This is a genomic window from Roseivirga spongicola (assembly GCF_001592965.1).
Lineage (GTDB): Bacteria > Bacteroidota > Bacteroidia > Cytophagales > Cyclobacteriaceae > Roseivirga > Roseivirga spongicola.
The window spans coordinates 107,961-130,714 of sequence record NZ_LRPC01000012.1 but is presented as its reverse complement, the minus strand read 5'-3'; the positions used below and the strand labels follow the sequence as shown (position 1 = coordinate 130,714).

At 41.1% G+C, this 22,754-nt stretch carries 21 protein-coding genes; 17 read left to right on the top strand and 4 right to left on the bottom strand.

Translation table 11 applies throughout. The features are described 5' to 3' along the window. Positions 1 to 15 precede the first annotated feature (15 nt). From AWW68_RS08425 to AWW68_RS08355, 14 genes are all read left to right on the top strand, one after another. Positions 16 to 1,413 (top strand): NfeD family protein, encoded by a 1,398-nt coding sequence (locus AWW68_RS08425; RefSeq protein WP_068219368.1) that lies wholly within the window; start codon positions 16 to 18, stop codon positions 1,411 to 1,413. Continuing rightward, positions 1,403 to 2,641, top strand: a complete 1,239-nt coding sequence (locus tag AWW68_RS08420; RefSeq protein ID WP_068219365.1) for a trans-sulfuration enzyme family protein — start codon at positions 1,403 to 1,405, stop codon at positions 2,639 to 2,641. Before AWW68_RS08425 ends, AWW68_RS08420 begins: the two co-directional genes overlap by 11 nt. A gap of 166 nt (positions 2,642 to 2,807) precedes the next feature. Further along, complete coding sequence (locus AWW68_RS08415; RefSeq protein ID WP_068219364.1) at positions 2,808 to 3,179, top strand: globin domain-containing protein; 372 nt, start codon at positions 2,808 to 2,810, stop codon at positions 3,177 to 3,179. Positions 3,180 to 3,697: 518 nt separating this feature from the next. Further along, the gene (locus AWW68_RS08405) at positions 3,698 to 4,435 is read left to right on the top strand and encodes a lysophospholipid acyltransferase family protein (RefSeq protein WP_068219362.1); all 738 of its coding nucleotides are present in this window, start codon (positions 3,698 to 3,700) and stop codon (positions 4,433 to 4,435) included. Further along, positions 4,422 to 4,718, top strand: coding sequence for an Asp-tRNA(Asn)/Glu-tRNA(Gln) amidotransferase subunit GatC (gene gatC, locus AWW68_RS08400; protein ID WP_068219359.1), 297 nt, complete (start codon positions 4,422 to 4,424; stop codon positions 4,716 to 4,718). The genes AWW68_RS08405 and gatC overlap by 14 nt, the downstream gene beginning before the upstream one ends. 136 nt (positions 4,719 to 4,854) lie before the next feature. Then, positions 4,855 to 7,410, top strand: coding sequence for a hypothetical protein (locus tag AWW68_RS08395; protein WP_068219356.1), 2,556 nt, complete (start codon positions 4,855 to 4,857; stop codon positions 7,408 to 7,410). A gap of 168 nt (positions 7,411 to 7,578) precedes the next feature. Further along, entirely contained in the window at positions 7,579 to 8,331 is a 753-nt protein-coding gene (locus AWW68_RS08390; RefSeq protein ID WP_068219354.1) for an ABC transporter ATP-binding protein, read from the top strand. 3 nt (positions 8,332 to 8,334) lie between these two features. Beyond that, a complete protein-coding gene (locus tag AWW68_RS08385) occupies positions 8,335 to 8,886 on the top strand; it encodes a cob(I)yrinic acid a,c-diamide adenosyltransferase (protein ID WP_068219352.1) in 552 nt (183 codons plus the stop codon). 191 nt (positions 8,887 to 9,077) lie between these two features. Then, a complete protein-coding gene (locus AWW68_RS08380; protein WP_068219349.1) occupies positions 9,078 to 10,142 on the top strand; it encodes a branched-chain amino acid aminotransferase in 1,065 nt (354 codons plus the stop codon). Positions 10,143 to 10,180: 38 nt separating this feature from the next. Further along, positions 10,181 to 10,684, top strand: coding sequence for a hypothetical protein (locus AWW68_RS08375; RefSeq protein ID WP_068219343.1), 504 nt, complete (start codon positions 10,181 to 10,183; stop codon positions 10,682 to 10,684). Positions 10,685 to 10,689: 5 nt separating this feature from the next. After that, positions 10,690 to 11,253: a hypothetical protein gene (locus tag AWW68_RS08370; protein ID WP_068219340.1), complete on the top strand. Its 564-nt coding sequence runs from the start codon at positions 10,690 to 10,692 to the stop codon at positions 11,251 to 11,253. A 95-nt stretch (positions 11,254 to 11,348) separates the two neighbouring features. Next, positions 11,349 to 12,426, top strand: a protein-coding gene (gene prfB, locus AWW68_RS08365; RefSeq protein WP_157717577.1) for a peptide chain release factor 2 whose coding sequence is annotated in 2 segments (ribosomal slippage) — positions 11,349 to 11,408 and positions 11,410 to 12,426 — 1,077 coding nt in all. Because the reading frame shifts where the segments join, the coding sequence is not laid out codon by codon here. 3 nt (positions 12,427 to 12,429) lie between these two features. Further along, positions 12,430 to 13,620: an MFS transporter gene (locus AWW68_RS08360; RefSeq protein WP_068219335.1), complete on the top strand. Its 1,191-nt coding sequence runs from the start codon at positions 12,430 to 12,432 to the stop codon at positions 13,618 to 13,620. Continuing rightward, positions 13,620 to 14,291: a lysoplasmalogenase gene (locus tag AWW68_RS08355; RefSeq protein WP_068219333.1), complete on the top strand. Its 672-nt coding sequence runs from the start codon at positions 13,620 to 13,622 to the stop codon at positions 14,289 to 14,291. Before AWW68_RS08360 ends, AWW68_RS08355 begins: the two co-directional genes overlap by 1 nt. A 279-nt stretch (positions 14,292 to 14,570) precedes the next feature. Here AWW68_RS08355 and AWW68_RS08350 read toward each other — a convergent pair whose 3' ends face one another. From AWW68_RS08350 to AWW68_RS08340, 3 genes are read right to left on the bottom strand one after another with little or no spacing between them, the layout of a single operon-like run. After that, positions 14,571 to 15,272 carry a head GIN domain-containing protein gene (locus tag AWW68_RS08350; protein ID WP_068219331.1) on the bottom strand — a complete coding sequence of 234 codons (702 nt, stop codon included), beginning with the start codon at positions 15,270 to 15,272 and terminating at the stop codon, positions 14,571 to 14,573. A 57-nt stretch (positions 15,273 to 15,329) separates the two neighbouring features. Beyond that, on the bottom strand, positions 15,330 to 16,679 hold the full coding sequence (locus AWW68_RS08345; RefSeq protein WP_068219329.1) for an MATE family efflux transporter: 1,350 nt from the start codon (positions 16,677 to 16,679) through the stop codon (positions 15,330 to 15,332). Beyond that, positions 16,679 to 17,227, bottom strand: a complete 549-nt coding sequence (locus AWW68_RS08340; protein WP_068219327.1) for an NUDIX domain-containing protein — start codon at positions 17,225 to 17,227, stop codon at positions 16,679 to 16,681. Before AWW68_RS08340 ends, AWW68_RS08345 begins: the two co-directional genes overlap by 1 nt. Positions 17,228 to 17,287: 60 nt before the next feature. Between AWW68_RS08340 and AWW68_RS08335 the strand changes: the two genes are divergently transcribed. Beyond that, positions 17,288 to 17,884 (top strand): ribonuclease HII, encoded by a 597-nt coding sequence (locus tag AWW68_RS08335; RefSeq protein WP_068220779.1) that lies wholly within the window; start codon positions 17,288 to 17,290, stop codon positions 17,882 to 17,884. Between the two features lie 260 nt (positions 17,885 to 18,144). On the opposite strand, the gene AWW68_RS08330 is transcribed toward AWW68_RS08335, so the two are convergent. Further along, positions 18,145 to 20,526, bottom strand: coding sequence for an ABC transporter permease (locus AWW68_RS08330; protein ID WP_068219326.1), 2,382 nt, complete (start codon positions 20,524 to 20,526; stop codon positions 18,145 to 18,147). 147 nt (positions 20,527 to 20,673) lie between these two features. Between AWW68_RS08330 and gcvT the strand changes: the two genes are divergently transcribed. Together gcvT and AWW68_RS08320 are read left to right on the top strand one after the other, a co-directional pair. Next, positions 20,674 to 21,762, top strand: coding sequence for a glycine cleavage system aminomethyltransferase GcvT (gene gcvT, locus AWW68_RS08325; RefSeq protein WP_068219323.1), 1,089 nt, complete (start codon positions 20,674 to 20,676; stop codon positions 21,760 to 21,762). Between the two features lie 145 nt (positions 21,763 to 21,907). Further along, positions 21,908 to 22,606, top strand: coding sequence for a 2-phosphosulfolactate phosphatase (locus AWW68_RS08320; RefSeq protein WP_068219321.1), 699 nt, complete (start codon positions 21,908 to 21,910; stop codon positions 22,604 to 22,606). The last annotated feature ends 148 nt before the right edge of the window (positions 22,607 to 22,754 follow it).

Below are 22,754 nucleotides of genomic sequence, written 5' to 3'. Positions count from 1 at the left end.
TTTGAACAAAATTAAATGAATAAAGTGGGGAACAAAGGCATACGATTTTTTACTCGAACTATAGTTGCATTAAGTATCGCTTTACTTGCCATAACCGCATGGGCAAGTGAACAAGCAAAATACCAAGAAGGCACCAAGAAGGTGTTTGTTATGCAGATTAGAGGAGACATTGACCCTCGAATGAATCGCTATGTAGATTTAGCGCTTACACAGGCAACTGAACAAGAAGCTGACCTCATATTAATTGAGATGGACACTTATGGCGGTGCTGTAAACGATGCAAATGACATTCGCACCCGCATTCTTGAATATGAAAAACCAGTTTGGGTTTTTATAGATAATGATGCTGCTAGTGCCGGTGCACTAATCTCCATTGCCTGCGACAGCATTTACATGGTTCCTGGTGCAAATATTGGTGCCGCAACCGTGGTTAACGGTACGGATGGCATGGCTGCTCCCGATAAGTATCAGTCATACATGCGTGGAATTATGCGTTCAACGGCTGAGAAAACAGGGCGCGATCCGCTCATTGCTGAAGGCATGGTAGACGACAGAGTAGAAATTGAAGGTGTAACCGAGGCTGGCAAAGTCATCACCTTCACCACTTCGGAAGCCATTGCCAATAATTATTGCGAGGCCGAAGTCGCAAGTATTCAAGACATATTGGAGAAAAACGAAATTGTAGATTACGAACTGATAGAATACGAACTTCCATCAAGCGAAAAAGTAATCGCCTTTTTTCTAAATCCAATTGTAAGTGGACTTTTAATCTTGGTAATCACCGGAGGCATATTTTTTGAGCTTCAAACACCAGGTGTAGGCTTTCCTTTGGCTGCTGCTGGAGTCGCGCTAATTCTTTATCTAGTTCCTTATTACCTCAACGGGCTGGCAGCCAATTGGGAAATTGCCGTGTTCTTTGTTGGGCTCGTGCTCATAGCTTTAGAGGTTTTTGTAATCCCTGGCTTCGGTGTGGCCGGCATTGCAGGAATTACCTGTTCAGTTGGTGCTTTGATTTTTATGATGCTAGGCAACGACAATTTCAACTTCGATTATGTCCCTGCTGGAGAAATAACCAAAGCAGCTACCGCTGTAGGCCTTGGAGTATTTGGCTCCATACTCTTACTGATCATTTTTGGCTATCGGATAACTCAATCCAAAATGTTTGAGCGTGTAGCCCTAGTTAATACTCAAAAGAAAGACGATGGCTATATTGCAACGTTTTACACAGAAGACCTTGTAGGAAAAGAAGGCGTAGCAGTAACGATACTAAGGCCAAGCGGCCGAATTGAAATAAATGACCAAGTCTATGATGCCTATACTCGCGGAGAGTATGTTGAGTTAGGGTCTAAAGTTACTGTGGTAAGCCAGCAAGGCACTTCTTTACAAGTAAGAATTAAGAAAAATGAAGCATAAGGATTTCTCGGCAGAGAGCTTGGCCATCTCAGGAGGCCACGACCCTGCTAGCGCTCACAATTCCATAAAACCACCTATTTATCAAACCTCTACCTTCAAATTCAATACAGCTGAAGAAGGGAAAGCCTTCTTTATTAATGCTTCGGGCGATGCTCCTTTGGAGGAAAGAAATGCCAGCTTAATCTACACCAGGCTTAATCACCCTAATGCTATCACGGCAGAGTTCAAACTGGCGCAATTAGACGGTGCAGAAGACGCAGCTTTCTTTGAAAGCGGAATGGCAGCCATTTCAACAGCTATCTTTTCATTTTGCCATGCTGGAGATCTGATTCTGATGTCATCTCCACTTTATGGCGGCACAGACACTTTCATTAAAAAACACGCAGTTCAGTTTGGTATTGAATGGATAGAATTTGAACCCAGTGCTACATCAGCTGAAATCAAAGCGCTGATTCAATCGCACCCAAAGGCAGACCGACTGAAAATGATTTATCTGGAAACTCCTGCCAATCCTACGCTATCGCTCACCGACATTGAAATGATCAAAGAGATTCGGGACGAACTAGCTGCGGATGCAGTGATTGCCGTAGACAACACTTACATGGGGCCGATATTCCAAAAGCCTCTTGCTCATGGAGCCGACCTGAACCTATATTCTGCCACCAAATACATTGGCGGACATAGCGACATTATTGCCGGTGCAGCTTCCGGTTCTGAAAGCGTGATTAAAGAGATTAAAAAGAAGCGCTCTATTTTGGGCAATACGGCATCGCCTTTTACCTCATGGTTACTTTCGAGAAGTATGGAAACCATCGGTTTGAGGATGGAAAAGCAAGCTAACAACGCACAAAAACTAGCAGAGTTCCTTGACAGCCACTCGAAAGTTAAAGCCACTCATTATCTGGGCTTGATGAAGGAGAGTGATTCACTCTATGCACTTTTTAAAAAGCAGAACACTTCAGGTGGAGCCATGATTGCCTTTGAAGTGCATGGCGGAGAATCTGAGGCTTTTAAGTTTCTTAATGCACTGGAGCTGGCTCATTTAGCCATCTCTCTGGGAAGTACGGAAACGTTGGTTTCTCATCCGTTCACCATGAGCAGTTCTAATATGGATGAGGCCGACAGATTGAAAAATGGTATTACCCCTGCCCTGGTTAGAGTTTCGGTTGGTATAGAAAATATTGATGATCTGATTAAAGACTTTGACCAAGCTTTAAAAGCCATCTAACTTTCAACGCCATTCCAGAATTTTTCTTCCCATTTTTGAGAGGTAAGAAAAATATCAGGAATCTCACGAATTCAAAACTTGAGATACCGGATAAATTAATTCACTTCAAAAAGTGTGAATTATTTTTCCGGCATGACGTCCTCTTTGTAGCTTCACGCTCAAGAAAATGTCTGAAATAAAAACCCTTTACGAACGCATAGGCGAAGAAAACATCCTTCAGTTGGTAGATGACTTCTACGATGGAATTGAAAACGATGAGTTGATTCGCCCAATGTACCCGGAAGATTTACTTCCTGCTAAAAACCGACTCAAGCTATTCCTGATACAGGCTTTAGGAGGAAGACAAACCTACACCGATGAACGTGGCCACCCGATGCTCAGGCGCAGACACTTTCAGTGGCAGATTGGAAAAGAAGAAGCTACTCATTGGCTCAAGCACATGCATGCAGCACTTGAAAAAGCCACCTTTGCCGAAAAAGATAAAGACGCTTTCTGGGATTATGTCTATCAGGCAGCTATTCATATGATTAATAAGTAAAATTCATTCGTCCTAGTTCGCCAAGAAAAAGATCATCTAATTCAACTAAACTTATTAAAGTAACACAATGAGCACAGAAAAAATTAATTTAAAGTTATTGAATGAGTTAGAACAACTCGAGTTAAGTAGACCTAGTATTATACGCATTTCACCCTTGACATATCTAGCTAGACTACTATTCGCCATACTGTCATTAACTTTTCTGGTAGTTTTTATCAGTACGTTTACTGGCCCCTTATGGGAACGCTTTTATGAAGCCATGACAAGCAATAAATATTCGGCTAACTCTGAAAACATGAAACTACTTCTTGGGTCAACTCGCATATTTTCATCTATAGTTTTTATAGTTACCGCAATTGGGTATAATCAGGCATGTCTTGTTCTCAACAGAAACAAGTTCATTCTAAACTTCATGATCTGGACTGATGAATTAAAAAAGGAGTTAAAGAATTCTTGACGTCAGGATATCCGCAATGGAGTAAAACCTAAGTTATCATTTTCCCTATCTTCGCCACTTTATGAAAAGGGCTCTTCTTAAGGTTTATTCTGTTTACGGGTTGGTTGTGTTTGCGCTGATCTTTATAGTGCTCTTACCTTTCTTTCTTTTAGCCATTTTTATTCGCCCATTAGAGGGCATGGCTGCTTTTCTCAATCATGTTTGGGCTAAAGTGTTTTTCTTTTTTATGTTTCTCAATAGTACCAAGGTCACTTATGAAGAGAAGCCTAAAAGAGGAAAGAAATATATCTACTGTGCCAATCACACTTCTTTTTTAGACATACCCACTATTGGACTAATCAACCGAAAGTTCAAGTTCATTGGCAAAGCATCACTCAGAAAAGTACCCATCTGGGGCTTTATGTATAGCAGGCTTCATATTCTGGTAGACAGAGGCAGTATGAGAAGCAGGCACAACAGCTGGCTCGCTGTTCAGCAAGAAATTAAGAAAGGGTTCAGCATCGCCTTTTTCCCGGAAGGAGGAATACTTTCTAAAAACCCTCCGCAGATGGTAAACTTTAAAGAAGGTAGTTTTAGAATTGCTGTGGAAGAACAAATTCCCATCATACCTATCACCATTCCTAACAACTATTTACTTTTGCCAGATAAGATGCCGCTCACTATGCATCCGGGAAAGGTAGAAATGGTTGTACATAAACCCATTTGGCCAAACGGAACTGGCGATGTGGCAGTAACCGAACTGAAGCAAGCGGTTCGGCAGAAAATTGAAGACACCTTGAAAGCTTATGAAAGTAGATAAGGAAAAATTGCATAAGGTTGCTCATTTGGCTAGGCTCACTATAAAGCCAGAGGAAGAAGAGCAACTGATCAAAGACATGGGTGAAATACTCGAGTGGGTAGATAAACTCAGCGAAGTAGACACCGAAGGTGTGGAGCCTCTAACTCACATGACTCAAGAAGTGAATGTGCTGAGAGCAGACAAAGCAGAAAAAACTATCGAAAGAGAAGCTGCATTAAAAAATGCACCAGATCAAGACGGCCAGTTTTTCAAAGTACCTAAGGTGCTGAAACGTAATGATTAAGGCAATAAAGACGTTACTAAATGAAAATCATTCAATCTACCCCAACCCTAAAGGGCGTCTGAATGATTTTCAAACTTTTCTTCCTTTAGGGCAGGGGTAAAAAAAGTTTTAAAATTCTTAGACCAAATTTGACCATTTGAACTCAACCACCTTCAACTTTCTAAAATACTTAAGCCCGACCCTTGCTGCTTTTGCGGTGATATGGTTTGGCTATGCGTGGTTTGTTGGAGATGAGCTCACACTCCCTTGGCAAGTAGAGTCTACCTTTAAAACACGCCCTTTTCTTTTAGAGTACTTCCAGATTAATGGAAAGCCTGGAGGAGTTGTGGTGGATCAATTGATTAGCTGGCAGAAGTTCAGAACAGGTGAGTTACAGTACTTAGTTTGGCCTGAGAAGCTCTTACTAATCTCGATAGTAGCAGTTCTGGTACTTGGAACTCTGTCCATCACTTACCTTGACAGATTCAGTTACTTTATATTCTCAGGTATTGTCGTATTCTGCTTTATCCAGTTGCGACTGGAGGAACTCGGTGTTGCAGATCCTTACCTGAGCTATGGTCTCATAGGAGCATTTCTACTGCTCACTTACTACTTCCAAGCCATCAATAAGAAGGTTTCGGTACTAGTCAGATTAATAGGAATTCTACTGCTTTATCTGACCTTCGGCTTACTGGTGAATTTCCTCCCAAACATGGACTACCCTAACTTGGTAGTGCTTTCATTCGGCATGGTTGGACCACTGCTCTGGACAACCCTTTTCATCATTTTCATTGCCGGGGATAATATCTTCAGTCTGTTTAAGCTCACTACGCAAGGAGAATCGAAAGGCAAGAATGGACTGTTACACTTCGGTATTATAGGCTTCGTGTATGTGATTTTGGTCAGTCTACTTTTCATGGAAAAGAATGAAGACATCGAGCTAAATCTATACCTGATTGAACCAAGCACGCTTCTGATTGCCTCAATGATCTCGGGCTACTTTTGCTTCGACCCAAAAATCAAAACCATCAATGTCTCTGGCGATACTTTCGTATTAAAAGACTGGCTCTACCCTGCCCTATGCGCCATGACTTTAGGTGTGTTAGCCTATGCCGAAATTACAGCTAACAGCTCTTTAAAAGACGCTATTGAATGGGTGATAATCATTAGTCATTTAGCCTTTGGCGCTGGCTTCTTTGTTTATGCGCTAATCAACTTTACCCCTGCCCTTTTCCAGAACATTCAGGTATGGCACATTTTCTTTCAAGGCCCAAGAACACCAATGCTTACGGTAAGGCTTTTCTGCATGATTATGGTGGTTGGCGGTTTCCTCTACCTAGAATACCGACCGTATTACATGGCTAAATCTGGACAGTATACCATGTTGGCAAGTTTGGCTGAACACATCGACAATGACCTCTTGGCCGATCAATACCATAAGCAGAGCAACTACTTTGAGTTCTATAATTATAGATCTAATTATGCTTTATCCCAGAAAGCTAAAACCGAAAAAGAGAAGGAAGAGATTCAGGAAAGATTGGTGGCAATTCTGAGAGGTGGCGAAAACCCGAAAGCCAGAGTAGCCTACTCCAACCACTTCGATGAAAAAGGTGATTTGTACCGAACACTCAGCTCACTTATGTATTCTAAAGAAGTGGAGTATGATGACAAAGTTCAGAACAACTTAGGCTTAGCTCACTACAAATATCAGAACTACGACTCAGCCTTTAAGTACTTCAGAGAATCATTGGGTGGAGGGGCTTTTGTAAGCGAAGGCAATTTGGCTGCCCTCAACTATGATGTAGCCGCTCAGGTAGACTTCGACACTACCATTAATTATGAATATCAAGACAATATTCATTTAAAACTAAACCGACAGGCGCTCGCTAATGCACAAGGTCAATCTTTACTTTTCAGCATTGAGCTAAGGGCTGACACACTTCTAACTCGAGAACAACTATTCTACTTATACAATGCTGCTTTAAGCAGACAAAGAGAAGACTGGAAGGTTGTTGATGATGCTATTCAATATTACCAATCGAGCCCTAAAAACGCGGTTTACAACACTTTCTTACTTACTGCTCAATCGTTCCTCTACTACAATTCAGGTCAAGTAAACAAAGGTTTCAGAACGCTTGAATCAGTCATTTCTTCGAACCTTTCAGCCGCAGGCTTTCCATACTACATTAAGGCTGTATGGGCTTTCGATCAGGGGCAGTCAGATTTAACGGTTGAGTCGATCAATAATGCTAAGAAAAGAGGGTTTGATGCAGAACCATTGAACGAGTTTATGGAAGACTTAAAGTTCGTTACTGACTTTGATCAAACCGCAGACATTAGCCAGCAATTAAAAGGAGTTCAAGCTGAAAAAGCTGAACTTTCAGAAGCCGAATATCAGCAGGCGCTTATTCGAGTAGCTGAAACCAACGCCTTTGATGTAAACACTACGCTTAAAGCGATTGAACTTTTAAACCAAACCGAAATAGATAGTCAGGTAGAATATGATCTACTTCGCGAAGCATTGGAAGTGAATAGAAAATCTACCGACTTATGGGAAGCTTACATTTACTCTTGCGCTAAAAATAACTTCACCGCCTTTGGAGAAACAGCCCTAGACCAGCTATCAGAACTGGCTGACCAACAGAAAGTAGCTGAGGTAAGGTCTGAGTTTGAGCAAATTCTGGAAGAAAAAACAACCTTCCAAATCCGCTAAGAGAAAATCTTAGGCCAATCTACCACCTGTAATCCTTTACGTATTCCGTTCACGGAAAGTCCTTTTAGTACACCAACTTCTTTTGATTGTTTTGTTTGTGGTAAAACCATTTAAATAATTACCAAGTTCTGTATTAAACTTTTCGGCATTTAGATACGTCCAACCAGTATGAGTAAAACAATAATCAAAACTACCAACATCTCTAAGGTCTACCAGATGGGTAGTGAGAAAATCCAGGCTCTGAAATCTGTGAGCATCGAAATCAAGCAAGGTGAATATGTAGCATTCATGGGGCCATCAGGTTCTGGTAAGTCTACTCTTATGAACACCATTGGTTGTTTAGATACTCCTTCTGGCGGAACATATATTCTAAATGGCCAAGATGTTTCGGACATGACTGAAAATGAATTGGCCGAGACCAGAAACAAAGAAATTGGCTTCGTTTTCCAGACTTTTAACCTCTTGCCTAGAGCATCTTCTTTAGAAAATGTTGCTCTTCCGCTTATCTATGCTGGTTATAGCAAGTCTGAAAGAGAAGACAGAGCCCAGGCTGCACTAACAAGTGTTGGACTTGGTGAAAGATCTTTCCACAAGCCGAATGAGCTTTCTGGTGGTCAGAGACAACGTGTTGCTATTGCTAGAGCGTTGGTGAATGATCCATCGATTATTCTTGCCGATGAGCCTACAGGTAACTTGGACACCAGAACGTCTTACGACATTATGGACCTATTTGCCGCTCTTCATGAAAAAGGCAACACCATTATTATGGTAACTCACGAAGACGATATTGCTCAATACTCGCACCGTGTTATCAGGTTGAGAGATGGACTTATTGAGAAAGATATTATCAATGAAAATCCTACCAACACTGCCGTAATGAGGGCCGCATACGAGGCAGAAGTTGCTAAAAGAGTATTCTAAGATTTGAAAATATATACTAAAACTGGAGATTCTGGCACCACCTCATTACTAGGTGGTGCTCGTGTTTCAAAGGCACACATCCGAATTGAAGCCTATGGAACAGTAGATGAATTGAATAGCTACATTGGTCTACTCAGAGATCAGGAAGTCAATTCTTCTAGAAAAGAAATTCTAAAAACCATTCAGGACAGACTGTTCACCATAGGGGCAGATTTAGCTACCGAACCAGGTAAAGACAAGGTGGTGAAACCTGATTTACTAGAGTCTGACATTCAAGTATTGGAAAGCGCCATGGATGCCATGGACGATCAACTGCCAGCACTTACCAGCTTTGTTCTTCCGGGGGGGCATCAATCAGTTTCGTTTTCGCATATCGCACGCTGTGTGTGCCGAAGAGCCGAACGAATAAGCATCGCCTTAAACGATCAAGAACCTATTTCTCCGTTGGTCATTCAGTATCTCAATCGTCTTTCCGACTATCTCTTTGTACTTGGCAGAATAATGGCTCAAGAGCTTCAGGCCGAAGAAGTGAAGTGGGAACCGAGAAAGAAATAAAGTTGCTCAGAAAATTATTGGGCGTTTTGAGTTAATTGCGGAATTTTCGACCAAAACCACCCTCATTCAGAATCATTTGTTCTGAGTAAATTAAATATAACTTACTGAAAACTAGAATCTTACACCTTCACCTAGATTTGCACCAAGGTCGATTTTAGTTAAATTTGTAGACTACCTAAAAGATTAAAACGATGATTGACACCTCTACCATTCGCATAGAAAAGACATCTCAGTCTAGAATTAATGAATTGGATGAAGACAACATTCCATTCGGAAAGCTCTATTCGGATCACATGTTCATTGCCGATTACATAGATGGCGAATGGCAAGACTTAAGAATCGTACCTTATCAGAACATGTCGGTATCTCCGGCTATGACAACATTGCACTACGCCATTACAATTTTCGAAGGCCTAAAAGCCTACAAAAATGCTGCTGGTGAAGTGGTAAGTTTTAGACCTGAAGCCAATGCTTCCAGGCTAAACGTTTCTGCTGAAAGAATGTGTATTCCTCAGGTACCTGAGTCATTATTCATGGATGGGCTTACTGAGTTATTGAAGTTAGACTCAGCTTGGGTGCCTTCTAAACCAGGTACTGCGCTTTACGTTAGACCTTTCGTTTTCGGAACCGATGAATACATTGGCGTTCGACCTTCAAATAATTACAGGTTTATGATCATTACTTGCCCGGTTGGTTCTTACTACACCAAACCAGTAAGAGTGAAGATTGAAACTAAATTCTCAAGAGCATTTGAAGGAGGAACTGGTTATGCTAAAGCTGGTGGAAACTATGCTGCCAGCCTCTACCCTGCACGCTTAGCCCAACAACAAGGCTTCGATCAATTGATCTGGACTGATGGCAAGAGCCATGAATTTATTGAAGAGTCTGGCACCATGAACGTAATGTTTATGATTGATGGTGTTTTAAGAACAGCTCCTACTTCTGGTACAATCCTTAAAGGTATTACCAGAGACTCTGTACTGACCATTGCTAGAGACTGGGGAATGCAGGTAGAAGAAGCGCCAGTAAAAGTTTCTGAAGTAGTTGCTGCCGCTAAAGAAGGTAGACTTCAAGAAGCTTTCGGTGTAGGCACAGCCGCTACTATTGCCCCTATTGCCACCATTGGCTTTGAAGATGAATTATTCGATCTGCCTGCTGCAGATGATTCATTCTTCTCTAAAAAAGTTTTAAAAGAATTAGACGCTATTAGAACCGGAGAGGTAGAAGACCAGCGAGGCTGGGTATATAAAATTTAACTCACGTTAACGAAGTTTTTACGTTACTTAGCAGCAATATGAAAGTTAGAAACATTCTCTTTTTCCTATTGCTGCTTTTTCTTTTTGAAGGGGTTTCTGCGCAAGATTATCTGTTAATCCGTAAAAACGGATCTACTAGGCGATATGAATATAGAGTAGGCGACTACTTTGTATACAAGCAAAAAGGAAGCAAAGAGTTTTTCAAAGATAGAATCACTGAGTTTGTGGACAGCACCATAGTAATGGAAAACAACATTATACTTATTGAGCAAGTTGCTGAAGTTGATGTTCAGAATGCCACTACCAACCGAGCTGAAATTCTAAGGGCTGCAGAGCGGGTTTTGCCCACAGCTGGCTATGGCCTTCTAGCCCTAGATTTATTCAATAACTCTGTGGTATCGGGCAATAAATTTTCATTCGACAAAGGGACAACTATCTCTGCTGCGGCACTTGTAGGCACCGGTTATGCCATGAAGGCCTTCCGAAGAAAACGAGTAGACCTCACCAATGAGAAATTTGAGGCTTACATTGTGAGTAGGTAGCATCTGTGAGAAAAACAAAACACCAATTCAGAATACTCAAATTAATATTCAACAACATTGATAAGAACTTTTTCGCCTTCTTCTGCCTCATTATATTTTGCACATTTCTATATCAGGAAATAGGTCAAGACAAACCAGAAACGGATGATGACCTTCATGAAGTTCAAGGACTAATTCAAGATTACGAATTCAAACATATTAGAGGTTTCAGAGGAACCAAAAGAATAAATAACATCTGGCTCAATAATTATGATTGTACTTTTAAAATCAAAGCTGACTTCCTAAGTCTATTTGATAAAAATGACTTCATACGAGATTTTAAAAAAGGCGATCAATTAACACTGGAAATTCCAAAATACGACCTTAAACACCTCGAAAAACCGGGTAATACATTTTTTATCTATTCAATCAAATCCTCAAAGAGAGCATACCTTAAAGATGGTGACACATTAATGAAGGAAATTGAATCCTCTTATACCAATATCCTATATGCTTGTATATCTCTGCTCGCAGGGGTAATTTCTATCTTGATAAAAAGATACCACCCGCAAATTATACGTAAATCCTGAACCACCGTTTCAAGTTTGACTCTGATAATTCGTAATTGAAAATTGTCAATTGCGAATCAAATACGCACCTTTGCATCTTCAAAAAATTATCCACCATGAATGCAGATCAATTAAAAGATTTGAAGGCTCGTATCTCGGCCTTGAGGAGGTATCTTTGACTACGATGTCAAGAAACGTGAAGTAGAAGAAGAAGAACTGGTTACTGCTCAACCAGACTTCTGGAACGACCCAAAAGAAGCAGAAAAAACGCTCAAGGCCATTCGAGCCAAGAAAGTTTGGACCAACAGTTTTGAGACAGCCAACGAGGCCGTGGAAGACCTAGAGACCCTTTTCGAGTTCTTCGAAATGGGAGAAGGTGACGAATCCGAAATCCAAAGTGCTTACGAAAACGCCCTAGAAGTTCTAGAAGAAGTAGAATTCAAGAAAATGCTTAGTGGTGAAGAAGATCAGCTAAAAGCGGTGATCGAGATTAACCCAGGGGCGGGCGGAACGGAAAGTAATGACTGGGCCGAAATCCTCATGCGTATGTACATTATGTGGGGCGAAAGCAAAGGCATGAAAGTGAAGCAACTCAACTACCAACCAGGAGAAGTTGCAGGACTAAAGTCTTGCTCATTGGAGTTCGATGGAGAGTTTGCTTACGGTCAACTGAAATCTGAAACTGGAGTGCACCGTTTAGTTAGAATTTCTCCTTTCGATTCAGGAGGAAGAAGACACACCTCTTTCGCATCGGTATTTGCCTATCCTGTTATTGATGACACCATTGAAATTGAGGTTAATCCATCGGACATTACTTGGGACACCTTCCGTTCGGGTGGTGCTGGTGGTCAGAACGTGAACAAGGTTGAAACAGGTGTTCGTTTGAGGCACGCTCCTACCGGAATTGTGATCGAAAACACAGAAACCCGTTCGCAGCTAGACAATAAGGAAAATGCCATGGCATTGCTAAAATCCAGACTCTATCAGCTAGAGATGGACAAGCGTAATGCTGAGCGAGACAAAGTTGAAGGTGAAAAAATGCGTGTGGATTTCGGGTCACAGATTCGAAACTATGTGTTACACCCATATAAACTCATAAAGGACAACCGTACTGGTGTAGAGCGAACAGATGTTCAGAACGTGCTAGACGGAGACCTTGACGATTACATCAAAGCATTCTTAATGCAGCAATAAGACATGGCAGAGCAAAAGAGTATTTTTTCATTGCAGTTCTGTTTGCTCTGCCTTAGTTCTTTACTGTTCTTTTCGAGCTTCAACATGATTGTGCCCGACCTCTACGACTACCTCACCTCTTTAGGTGGTGGAGAGTTGAAAGGTCTGGTTATTTCATTATTTACTGTTACTGCGGGGCTTTCAAGACCATTTAGTGGGAAGCTTTCAGACACTATAGGCCGAATTCCTGTAATGATCTTTGGTGCTGGTGTCTGCTTTGTAGTTGGCTTCCTATACCCCATGCTCGGAACAGTTTGGGCTTTCCTACTACTTAGATTCTTACATGGTTTCTCTACTGGTTTTAAACCTACAGGAACTGCCGCTTACCTAGCAGATATAGTCCCCAGACATAGAAGAGGTGAAGCCATGGGTTATTCTGGACTATTCGGAAGTTTGGGTATGGCTGCCGGACCAAGTTTTGGCCCTATGATTACCGAGCAATTCGGGTTAGACGCTATGTTTTACAGTTCTTCAGCGCTGGCTATTCTCTCCGTTCTAATATTGGCGGGCATGAAAGAAACTCTACCGAATAAGCAGAAGTTCAGTTTAGAACTTTTAAAGATCAACAAGTCCGACATTTTCGAACCAAGGGTAATTAACCCATCTATCTTATTTCTGCTTACCTCATTTTCATTTGGGGCGGCACTAACGCTTATGCCAGACCTTACCATTAGCATTGGGTTTGACCAAGGTAACAAAGGTATTTTCTTCACCATTTTCGTATTCTCTTCATTGCTCATAAGAATTTTGGCTGGCAAAGCTTCCGACAAATACGGAAGAGTAATTGTTCTGAAATGGGCGGCTTTAGCCATTGTAGTAGCCGACCTAATGGTTGCCTTCACACACACGGAATTTATGCTAATTGCTAGTTCTATAGCCTTTGGTATAGCTGTAGGCTTGAATACGCCAACCATTTACGCCTGGACCATTGACTTAAGCCACGATGAAAAAAGAGGCAAAGGATTAGCCACCATGTATATTGCCCTTGAAATTGGAATCGGTTTGGGAGCATTTTCTGCAGGGTTTATCTATGCCAACGAGATTGAGAATTTACGAAATGCCTTTATAGTAAGCGCTATTCTTTCATTCTTAGGATTCCTCTTTTTGAATTTCGGGCTAAATTGGGGAAATAAACTTTTTAAGGTTCAAGACTAATGAAGGTCGATAAGAAGCTACTTCCATTTATTATCATTTCTGTACTTCACTTGGTGTCGCTGGCTGGAGGTTTTGTCTTGATAGGGATGGTCACAAAGCCAATACTTATTCCCAGCCTATTGTTTTATTTTTTGAAAACAACGCCCGATTCACCACTAAACCGATACATTTCTATTGCGCTATTCTTTTCCTTTTTGGGAGATACACTTTTGATGTTTGCCGAACGAAATTCAATCTTCTTCTTAACAGGGCTTATCAGTTTTTTACTCGCCCATATGGTATACATAGTGGTAAGTATGAGTGCGAAAAGCGTTTATGAAAAAGGCATCAAACCTCAATGGCAAGACATTCCTTTTCTACTCTATGGCCTACTGATGTTTTCAGCTATAAAAGATGGATTGGGCGACATGTATTTCCCGGCACTTGCCTACACGGTTATAATCTGCCTAATGGCTATTATGGCTAGAAAAAGATGGAAGAAATCAGACAATCAGAGCTTTTGGCTAGTAATGATTGGCGCTAGCTTTTTTGTAGTCAGTGATTCTATTTTGGCTGTCAACAGGTTTTTAGGTGAGTTTGAAATGAGTAACCTAGCCATTATGACTACCTACCTATTAGCTCAATTCTTATTGGTGGAAGGTTATAAGAGGTTCGTTGAGAAGCTTTCTTAAAAATCATCATAACATTCCAAGTCGTCAGACGAAAACCTCAGCTATAACATATAAATCTCTATTTAGAAAGAACTTTAACCCCAACCCTAAAGGGTGAAGCGATGAAGTTTATCAAAGCAATGAAGCCAAAGTCCCCTTTAGGGGATTTAGGGGTATCCTCTTTTTATCCCGAGCCTATCGAGGAATCGACCAGGTCTAGATATTTCGAATTCCATGGGATAAAAAAGCCTGCTCAGGCTATCATCCAAGCAGGCTTAATACCTTCTATCAGTATCTTTCTTAATTATTTCTTCTTACTCTTCCTGAGCCTGAAACATTGGTATTCACTCCTGTTGGGTTGCCAGAGTAATAGACACTTCCACTGCCAGAGATTCTAACATCTAACTCTCCATCAGTATTAATAGCAGCTCTTCCTGATCCAGAAATAGAGACCTCATAATCGTCTACTTTTAAGTCTTCCGCGTAGTACTTTCCTGACCCGCTTATGCCCAATTTTGCTCTTTGTGCCGAACCCGAAAGCTCAATATTTCCAGAGCCCGTAATTTTAGATTGAACAGCACGGGCGTCTAGTTCTATTTCAATATCGCCCGAGCCAGAAATAGACGCTTCAAACAAATCGGCCTTGATTGTATTTCTGCTAATTACATCTCCTGAACCACTCACGTTTACTCCGGTCAATTCCTTTACGGTAACATAGATATTCACTTTTCCATCTAAACCATCGCCCCAACTGAACCATCCACCTTTGCCCTTGGTAGAAATAGATAGCCTACCTCCTCTTACCTCGGTTCTGATGTTTTCCATATCATCACGATCCGCCTCAACTATCACTTCATTCTTGTTCCCTTGGGTCACGTACACCTTCCCAGAAATACTCATTGAGATATAATCGAAGTTACCGACATCTCTAGTCTCTTTGCTTTGTGCCCAAGCCAATGAAACCAATAAACTGAAAGTAAGTAATAAGGAAATTCTTCTCATGTTATAATGTTTACAAGGGAAAGACTAGCTAGCGCTGAAATGGTTGCACCTTAACACCTAAGCACTTAAAATCTTTTTATTTGATAGCTTATTGAAGCGAATATAGAGCAAAATTGCAGCAACTGTAAGTCCAATCAATAAACCATACCATATGCCAGGAGCACCAAAATCTAGAACAAACCCAAAAAGATAACTAGCGGGAATAGCCAGCCCCCAATAAGACACAAAGGTTATGATTGTGGGCATTCTTACGTCAGACATTCCTCTGAGACAACCAAGACCAACAACTTGCACCCCATCGCTAAGCTGAAATAAACCCGCAATTACTATAAGCGAAGAAGCTATTCCTATCACCTCTGGCTCGTCTACATATATGGTTGGGAAGAACCCGTTAAAGAGAATATAAATGGCTGAACAAATAGCCATAAAAACCAAAACCATTAAGAAACTGGTATTTCCTGCTCTCTTTAAGTTCGGATAATCTTCTTGACCAAGCTGATTCCCAACCCTCACCGTAGAAGCAGCAGAAATTCCTGAAGCCATCATATAACTCAAGGACACCAAGCTGATGGCGATCTGGTGAGCTGCCAACGGAATAGTACCTAACCATCCCATCATGATTGCCGACATGGCGAATGCGCCTACTTCAAACACAAACTGACCACCCGTTGGGATACCTATTTTAAGCATAGGTTTGAAAAAGTCGGCTTTAAACTGATTCAACAAAAAACCAGCCTTGAATTCTTTAAACTTGGAATAATTTCTAACAAACCAGAACATTCCAATGGCCATTACTACACGAGAAATGAGAGTTGCCCAACCAGCACCATTCAAACCAAGCTCAGGAAAACCGAGCTTACCATAGATAAGCAAATAGTTCAGTACTACATTCACTATGTTTGCCAGAATGGTAATAAACATGGTTGGTTTGGTAACCGACATGCCTTCAGAGAACTGCCTGAACCCTTGAAAAACCAACATTGGAAATAAGGAACTGGCAATAATAAAGAAATAAGGCCTGCCTATTTCAATCACCTCATCTGGTTGCCTCATATAAGGAAAGAGAGTGGAAAGACTGAACATGAGCAGCACTAAGAACACTCCCACAATCAAACTAAGAATAATACCATGCCTCAGTAATCGCACTAATTTAGATTGATCTTGCTTGCCATCGGCCTGAGCTACCATTGGCGTAATTCCATAGGTTACACCAATACCGAACATCATGAACACAGCCATAAAATTATTGGCAAAGGAAGAAGCAGCCAGCTCTGTTGGCCCGAGCTGCCCCACCATAATACTGTCCACGATGCCCACCATAATGTGGCCAAGCTGACTAAGCATTACAGGGTATGCTAGGTGGAAGGTCTTTCCGAAATGATTTTTGTATGAGAGTGGACTTTGCATTATATATTCAGCAAGCGAGCTAATTTTAGTATTCCGCCAACACTCAAGCTATCGGTAATCCTTCCATCCATAACCCATTCTAGGGCTTCTTTAAAAGGAATTTTCTTCACTTGAATGTCTTCGGTATCGTCAAACTCTGTTTCACCCTCAGATAGTTCCCTAGCTACGTAAACCATTCCAACTTCGTCAGTCACAGAGTTGGAAGTATGTATTTTGCATAGAAACTCTAGTTTTTGAGCTGTTAATCCTGTCTCCTCTCTTAGTTCACGCAAAGCCCCTTCTTCATAAGTTTCTGAAGTAGGAACCGCTCCCATAGGAATCTCCCAACTATACTCGTTTAGCGTGTATCTGTACTGACCTACCAACCAAGTATTCCCTTCCTCATCGATAGGGATAATTCCCACGGCCAACCCTTTAAAAGAAACCTTCCCATAGATTCCTGGATTACCCGATGGATTAATGACCTGAAACTCATCAACCTTAATCCATGGATTTTCATAAACCAGCTTACCACTTAAAGTTTTCCAAGGATTCTTCTCTTCGCTCATGGTTCAAAAATAGAGAAAGCTTTCAAGTTCTAGACTCATTCATTATGTTTAATGCCTCAGATGCTAAAGCCCTATTTTAAAGAAGGAATTGTTGAAGCTGGTTGCGATGAAGCCGGACGAGGACCATTAGCCGGTCCTGTTGTGGCCGCTGCAGTTATATTGCCTGCTGATTACGAAAACGAACTTCTTAACGACTCCAAAAAGCTCAATAAAAAGCAGCTTGAAATACTCGAAGAGGTGATTAAAAGAGATGCTTTAGCCTATTCGGTTCAGGAAGTAAGCCATACTCAAATCGATGAAATCAACATTCTAAATGCATCATACTTGGCCATGCACCTGTCGGTGAGAGACCTTTCCATTCAACCCGATCTCTTACTAATAGATGGCAACCGATTTAAGGCTTATGATGGCATTCCTCACGAGTGCATTGTGAAAGGTGACGGCAAGTACATGAGTATTGCCGCAGCATCTATTTTGGCCAAAACTCATCGCGACCGTGTAATGGCAGAGCTAGCTCAACAATACCCTGGCTATGGCTGGGAAACCAATGCTGGCTACCCGACCATAAAACACAGAGATGCCATTAGACAATTAGGGATTACCCCATATCACAGAAAGTCATTTAGGTTGCTACCAGAACAGATGGAGTTGTTTTAGGTGGTCCATGGACGATTGTCCACAGACCATTGTAAAATATAATAATTACATCTACAAGGGTTGGGCTCCAATCCCTATAAATATCGGAACGTGACCATCGACTGATAAAGCTACTAAAGGCAATCCACAACCTAGATGGTTTTGATGTTGGTCGCTTTTTCTTTTGGAGAATCAAAAGAAAAGTAAGCCTCAAACCTGCAAAAAACATCATACTGATGAGCCGATTAATTCATCAAAAAAGCTGACATATTCCGCTTTCTCTATTCGTACCTCAACGACTCTACCGGATTTCTTCGTGCTGCGTTAATAACCTTACCTGAAATTGAGAGTAATGCCACTAATAGAATAACTACTATGGGCACCAAAGCACTAATAATTCCTGGAGTAACGTGGTAAGTCCAAATACTACTCATAAGCATAGACGAAACATAAATACCAATTCCTCCACCCAGAAGAGAAGCAATACCTACTATAATCAGGAAGGGTTTGTTGATAAGTGTTGTAATGCGAGCAATGGAGGCTCCCAATACTTTCCTAATTCCGATTTCTTTGGTTCTGCTCTGAATATTAATTGATACTAGTGTAAACAAACCTATAGCGGAAAGTACAACTGCAATTACCGCAAGGAAGAGAAACATCTGAACGATGTTTTTATTGATATCTCTGGCTTCTCCCAAAACGCTAACTTCGTGAGTCCAAACATCTGAAGGTCTATTCGAAATAACTTCACCCCATACTTTTTCAAAATAGTCTTTTACAGCCGCTTCTTGCTCAGGAGTAGTCTTGGCAATTACCATGCTCAAATCGCTTTCATCTCTTAACCTGAACATGACAGGGTCTATGGTTCCCCAAACCCCAAACTGATAAAAGTCTTTCACCATACCAACGACCGCATATTGATTGTTATCGGTGAATGTAATTCTTTGGCCTATCGGGTTATCCCATCCAAATCTAGCTGCAAATTTTTCATTAATAACTATACTGCCTAGCTTATCAGACTCTTGGTTTTGCGGTGTGAAAAGCCTCCCTTCTAACAGCTTAAACTCTAAAGTCTCCATGTAATTTGGCCCTACATCTAGCACCATTACATTAGCCTGATTATCTCCAGTCTTCACTTCTCTTTGGTAAGAACTCCACGCTACATGACCATTAGTAACTGCCATACTTTCTATTAGAGGGTTGGCCTGAACAGCCAATTTAAACCGCTCTGCTTCTTGCGGAGTACTTAATGGAGCCATCACTATTCCTTGTTTCTCATACCCCATATCCATATTTTCTTGGAAACTAGAGTTCTGCAAAAAAGTAAACCCGAAGACTAAAGCCATTACAGAAATGAGCATCTGAAAGCCTAATAACACCTTCGATAGAACACTAGAAGACCCCACCCGAAGTGTTCCTCTAAGTATAGCAACAGGCTTATATCTACTCACAAATATGGCAGGGTACCCTCCTGCTAAAAGTGCTGTTCCTATTAAAGTAGCCACGAGAAAGATCAGCATTCCTGGGTTATTTAAAAGTGTGACCTGTATATCTAGGTTCGCCCACATACCATTGTACTTATCTACCAGCCAGAGCGAAAAAAGAAGCCCTATAACTAATGCTAGCAGACATAAAACCAAATTTTCGCCCAAAAACTGAAACACCAATTGAGCTCTAGAGCCACCCACTGTCTTTCTCACACCAATTTCCTTCAGGCGCTTATTAGACATGGCTATGGCGGTATTTGTAAAGTTGAAGCACGCCAAAAGTAAAATGAGCAATGCCATTACATTAGGGGCCAAAATATGTGCTGGGTGCAATGTTTCATTCCCTAAGTTGGTAGCATTATAGTCTCTTTGTACAAAAGCAACATCTTTCATTGGGGTAATCCAGAAGCTGCTGGCGGGTAAATCTTTCCTTACTTCGGCCTGAATTGCGGCATATTTCTGGAGTGCTGAAGGTAAATTTTCAGCTATAGATTCATCATTGGTTTGAATGAATAGCCCGTCAACAAACCGAGTCCAATCTCCTTTCTCCACATTGAAGTTTCTATAGAAATTCTCGAAATCGGCTATCAATTGAAAGCGCAAAGAACTTTGCAGACCTGGTTCTTCAAAGACGCCTCCTACTGTTAAGAACAGATTTGGTCTTTCAGACACTACCAATTCAATAGTTTCTCCAACGGCATTTTCTCTCCCAAAAAGGGAAACAGCTACCTTTTCTGAAATAAGTACTGTGGAAAGCTCACTGTAACTATCGGCATTACCATGAAGCATGGGAAAGCTGAACATCTTCAGAAAATCTTCATCTACAAAGGCCATTGACCTATTGAAGACGTTATCACCTTTTTTAATGGTGACTCCCGCTCTTTCAAAACGGCTCACTCTTTCTATGGAAGGGTTTTCAACTTTAATTGCGGGCCCCAAAGGCATAGGCACATAACCATGAGGCACCTCTGCTCCGTTCTGATCTATTCGAACAGAGACTTCATAAAGCTCACTAAAATTCTCGTGCTGCCTATCGAACGTTTGGGCGAATTCATAATTGAGGAAGGCAATAATACAACAGGCTAGTGCCAAGCCTAATCCGACTATATTAATGAAAACAAACACCTTGCTCTTCAGCAGACTCCTGACTGTTACTTTTAAAAAATTCTGAAACATGTTGTTAATTGAGTTTTTGGTTTGACTGTTAAAAAGACGACAGGAAATATGATTTGGTTGCATGCAAAACCACTGCTTATAATAAATGAGGTTCGCATGATATTTTTATAGCTCAATGCTTACTTTTGTCGGGTAAACGAGAAAGAAATGGAATTGAAAAAAGTAGCATTAAACGACCTTCACGAAAGCCTTGGAGCCAAGATGGTTCCATTTGCCGGATACAACATGCCGGTGAGATATTCATCTGATATTGAAGAACATAACACCGTAAGAAATGGTGTAGGTGTTTTTGATGTTTCACACATGGGTGAGTTTGTTCTAGAAGGCCCAGATGCGCTAGATTTAATCCAAAGAGTTACCAGTAATGACGCTTCTAAGTTAGTTGATGGTCAAGCTCAGTATTCATACCTTCCTAACAAGAATGGCGGTATAGTAGACGACCTTTTGGTTTACCGTTTCAACGAAACTAAATACATGTTGGTAGTGAATGCTTCCAATATTGAAAAAGACTGGAACTGGATTAGCCAATTCAACACCAAAGGTGTGAATATGAAAAACGTTTCAGACGGCTATTCACTTTTTGCAGTACAAGGTCCAAAAGCTGTAGAAAGCTTACAAAAACTTACTAGTGTTGACCTTTCTGAGATTAAGTTCTACAACTTTGTTGTTGGACCAATGGCAGGTGTTGACCACGTTATTATCTCGGCAACGGGTTATACGGGAGCTGGTGGTTTCGAAATCTACGTTCACAATGACCATGCAGAGACTGTTTGGAAACAGATTTTTGAAGCGGGGGCTGAATTCGATATTAAACCAATTGGCCTCGGTGCAAGAGACACTTTAAGGCTTGAAATGGGTTACTGCCTTTATGGAAATGACATCACCGATGAAACGTCTCCAATTGCAGCTGGTTTAGGTTGGGTAACCAAATTCACTAAAGAATTCACCAACAGCGAAGGCATTAAGAAAGACAAAGAAGAAGGCGTTGACACCAAGTTAGTAGCCTTCAAAATGATTGACAAAGGTATTCCTAGAAGCCATTATGAGTTAATGGATGCTGAAGAAAACGTAATCGGAGAAGTAACCTCTGGTAGTCAGTCTCCAACACTTGGAGTTGGCATTGGTCTTGGTTATGTAAAGAAAGAATTTGCTAAAGCTGGAACCGAAATAATGGTTGCCGTAAGAAATAGAAGACTTAAAGCCGAAGTAGTAAAACTACCTTTCGTTAAGAAATAAAACAATAAAAGGGTGATGTGAACCCTCAAAAGAAACATCACCCTAAATTTATTTCAGGAGCTTCTACACTAAGGCTCTGAAACAAGCTCAGAATGACGCCCTCAACATTGGGCACAACTAAACAAAAGAACATTACCCTTATTTAATGAACATAGACGTTTGTTACACCCCAGAATTGATTCATCAATTTGATGTAAGCGATAAAACCGTTGTGGTGATTGATGTGCTAAGAGCTACATCTTGTATGGTAGCAGGCTTGGGTTCTGGAGTGGCTAGTATTACTCCTGTTGCCTCAGTAGAGGAATGTGAAGCATTAGGTGCTCAGGGCTATGTAATGGCAGGAGAAAGAAATGGAGAAAAACTCCCACAATTCCACTTAGGTAACTCTCCTTTCGACTATATGGAAAAGAGCCTGAAAGGGCAGAAAATAGCCACCACTACAACCAATGGAACAAGAGCCTTATACCTTTCAAAAGATGCTCCTGAGGTAATTATTGGGGCATTCCTAAACTTAAAAGCGGTAGTTAATCACCTGTCTAAATCAAAGCGAGACATCTTGCTTTTCTGCGCTGGCTGGAAAGGAAAATACAACTTAGAAGATAGCCTTTTTGCTGGAGCTGTTTTAGATGGTCTGAAAAAGCAAGCAGAGTTTGACTCTGATGCTGCCACTGCGGCTTTCTATCTTTACCAGTCGATGGGAAAAGACCCTTACTACTTCATTAGCCGAAGTAACCATGCCAAGCGTCTCTCTAAATTCGGAATACTAAAAGATATCGAGTACTGCTCTCGTTGCAATGAGTTTGATGTAGTACCGAAATTGAAGAATGGGGAGTTGGTGGTTTAAGGGTTTATCCGCATAGAAAGCTAAGTTCGCAAAGAACTTATTAATCAAGTCATTAATTCACTTTATCAATCGATTCCGTCAATGCGAGAAATGAATCCTACGCCAGTAAGGATTCATGACGTGGCAATCCGTCAGTCATGGGCTGTCT

Bases quoted from the DNA above. Each gene is read 5' to 3' on its own strand.
- AWW68_RS08390 (WP_068219354.1), top strand. From the start codon at position 7,579: ATGAGTAAAACAATAATCAAAACTACCAACATCTCTAAGGTCTACCAG.
- gatC (WP_068219359.1), top strand. From the start codon at position 4,422: ATGAAAGTAGATAAGGAAAAATTGCATAAGGTTGCTCATTTGGCTAGG.
- AWW68_RS08345 (WP_068219329.1), bottom strand. From the start codon at position 16,679: ATGCAAAGTCCACTCTCATACAAAAATCATTTCGGAAAGACCTTCCAC.
- AWW68_RS08405 (WP_068219362.1), top strand. From the start codon at position 3,698: ATGAAAAGGGCTCTTCTTAAGGTTTATTCTGTTTACGGGTTGGTTGTG.
- AWW68_RS08380 (WP_068219349.1), top strand. From the start codon at position 9,078: ATGATTGACACCTCTACCATTCGCATAGAAAAGACATCTCAGTCTAGA.
- AWW68_RS08330 (WP_068219326.1), bottom strand. From the start codon at position 20,526: ATGTTTCAGAATTTTTTAAAAGTAACAGTCAGGAGTCTGCTGAAGAGC.
- AWW68_RS08320 (WP_068219321.1), top strand. From the start codon at position 21,908: ATGAACATAGACGTTTGTTACACCCCAGAATTGATTCATCAATTTGAT.
- gcvT (WP_068219323.1), top strand. From the start codon at position 20,674: ATGGAATTGAAAAAAGTAGCATTAAACGACCTTCACGAAAGCCTTGGA.
- AWW68_RS08335 (WP_068220779.1), top strand. From the start codon at position 17,288: ATGCTAAAGCCCTATTTTAAAGAAGGAATTGTTGAAGCTGGTTGCGAT.
- AWW68_RS08420 (WP_068219365.1), top strand. From the start codon at position 1,403: ATGAAGCATAAGGATTTCTCGGCAGAGAGCTTGGCCATCTCAGGAGGC.
- AWW68_RS08375 (WP_068219343.1), top strand. From the start codon at position 10,181: ATGAAAGTTAGAAACATTCTCTTTTTCCTATTGCTGCTTTTTCTTTTT.
- AWW68_RS08350 (WP_068219331.1), bottom strand. From the start codon at position 15,272: ATGAGAAGAATTTCCTTATTACTTACTTTCAGTTTATTGGTTTCATTG.
- AWW68_RS08340 (WP_068219327.1), bottom strand. From the start codon at position 17,227: ATGAGCGAAGAGAAGAATCCTTGGAAAACTTTAAGTGGTAAGCTGGTT.
- AWW68_RS08355 (WP_068219333.1), top strand. From the start codon at position 13,620: ATGAAGGTCGATAAGAAGCTACTTCCATTTATTATCATTTCTGTACTT.
- AWW68_RS08415 (WP_068219364.1), top strand. From the start codon at position 2,808: ATGTCTGAAATAAAAACCCTTTACGAACGCATAGGCGAAGAAAACATC.
- AWW68_RS08425 (WP_068219368.1), top strand. From the start codon at position 16: ATGAATAAAGTGGGGAACAAAGGCATACGATTTTTTACTCGAACTATA.
- AWW68_RS08360 (WP_068219335.1), top strand. From the start codon at position 12,430: ATGGCAGAGCAAAAGAGTATTTTTTCATTGCAGTTCTGTTTGCTCTGC.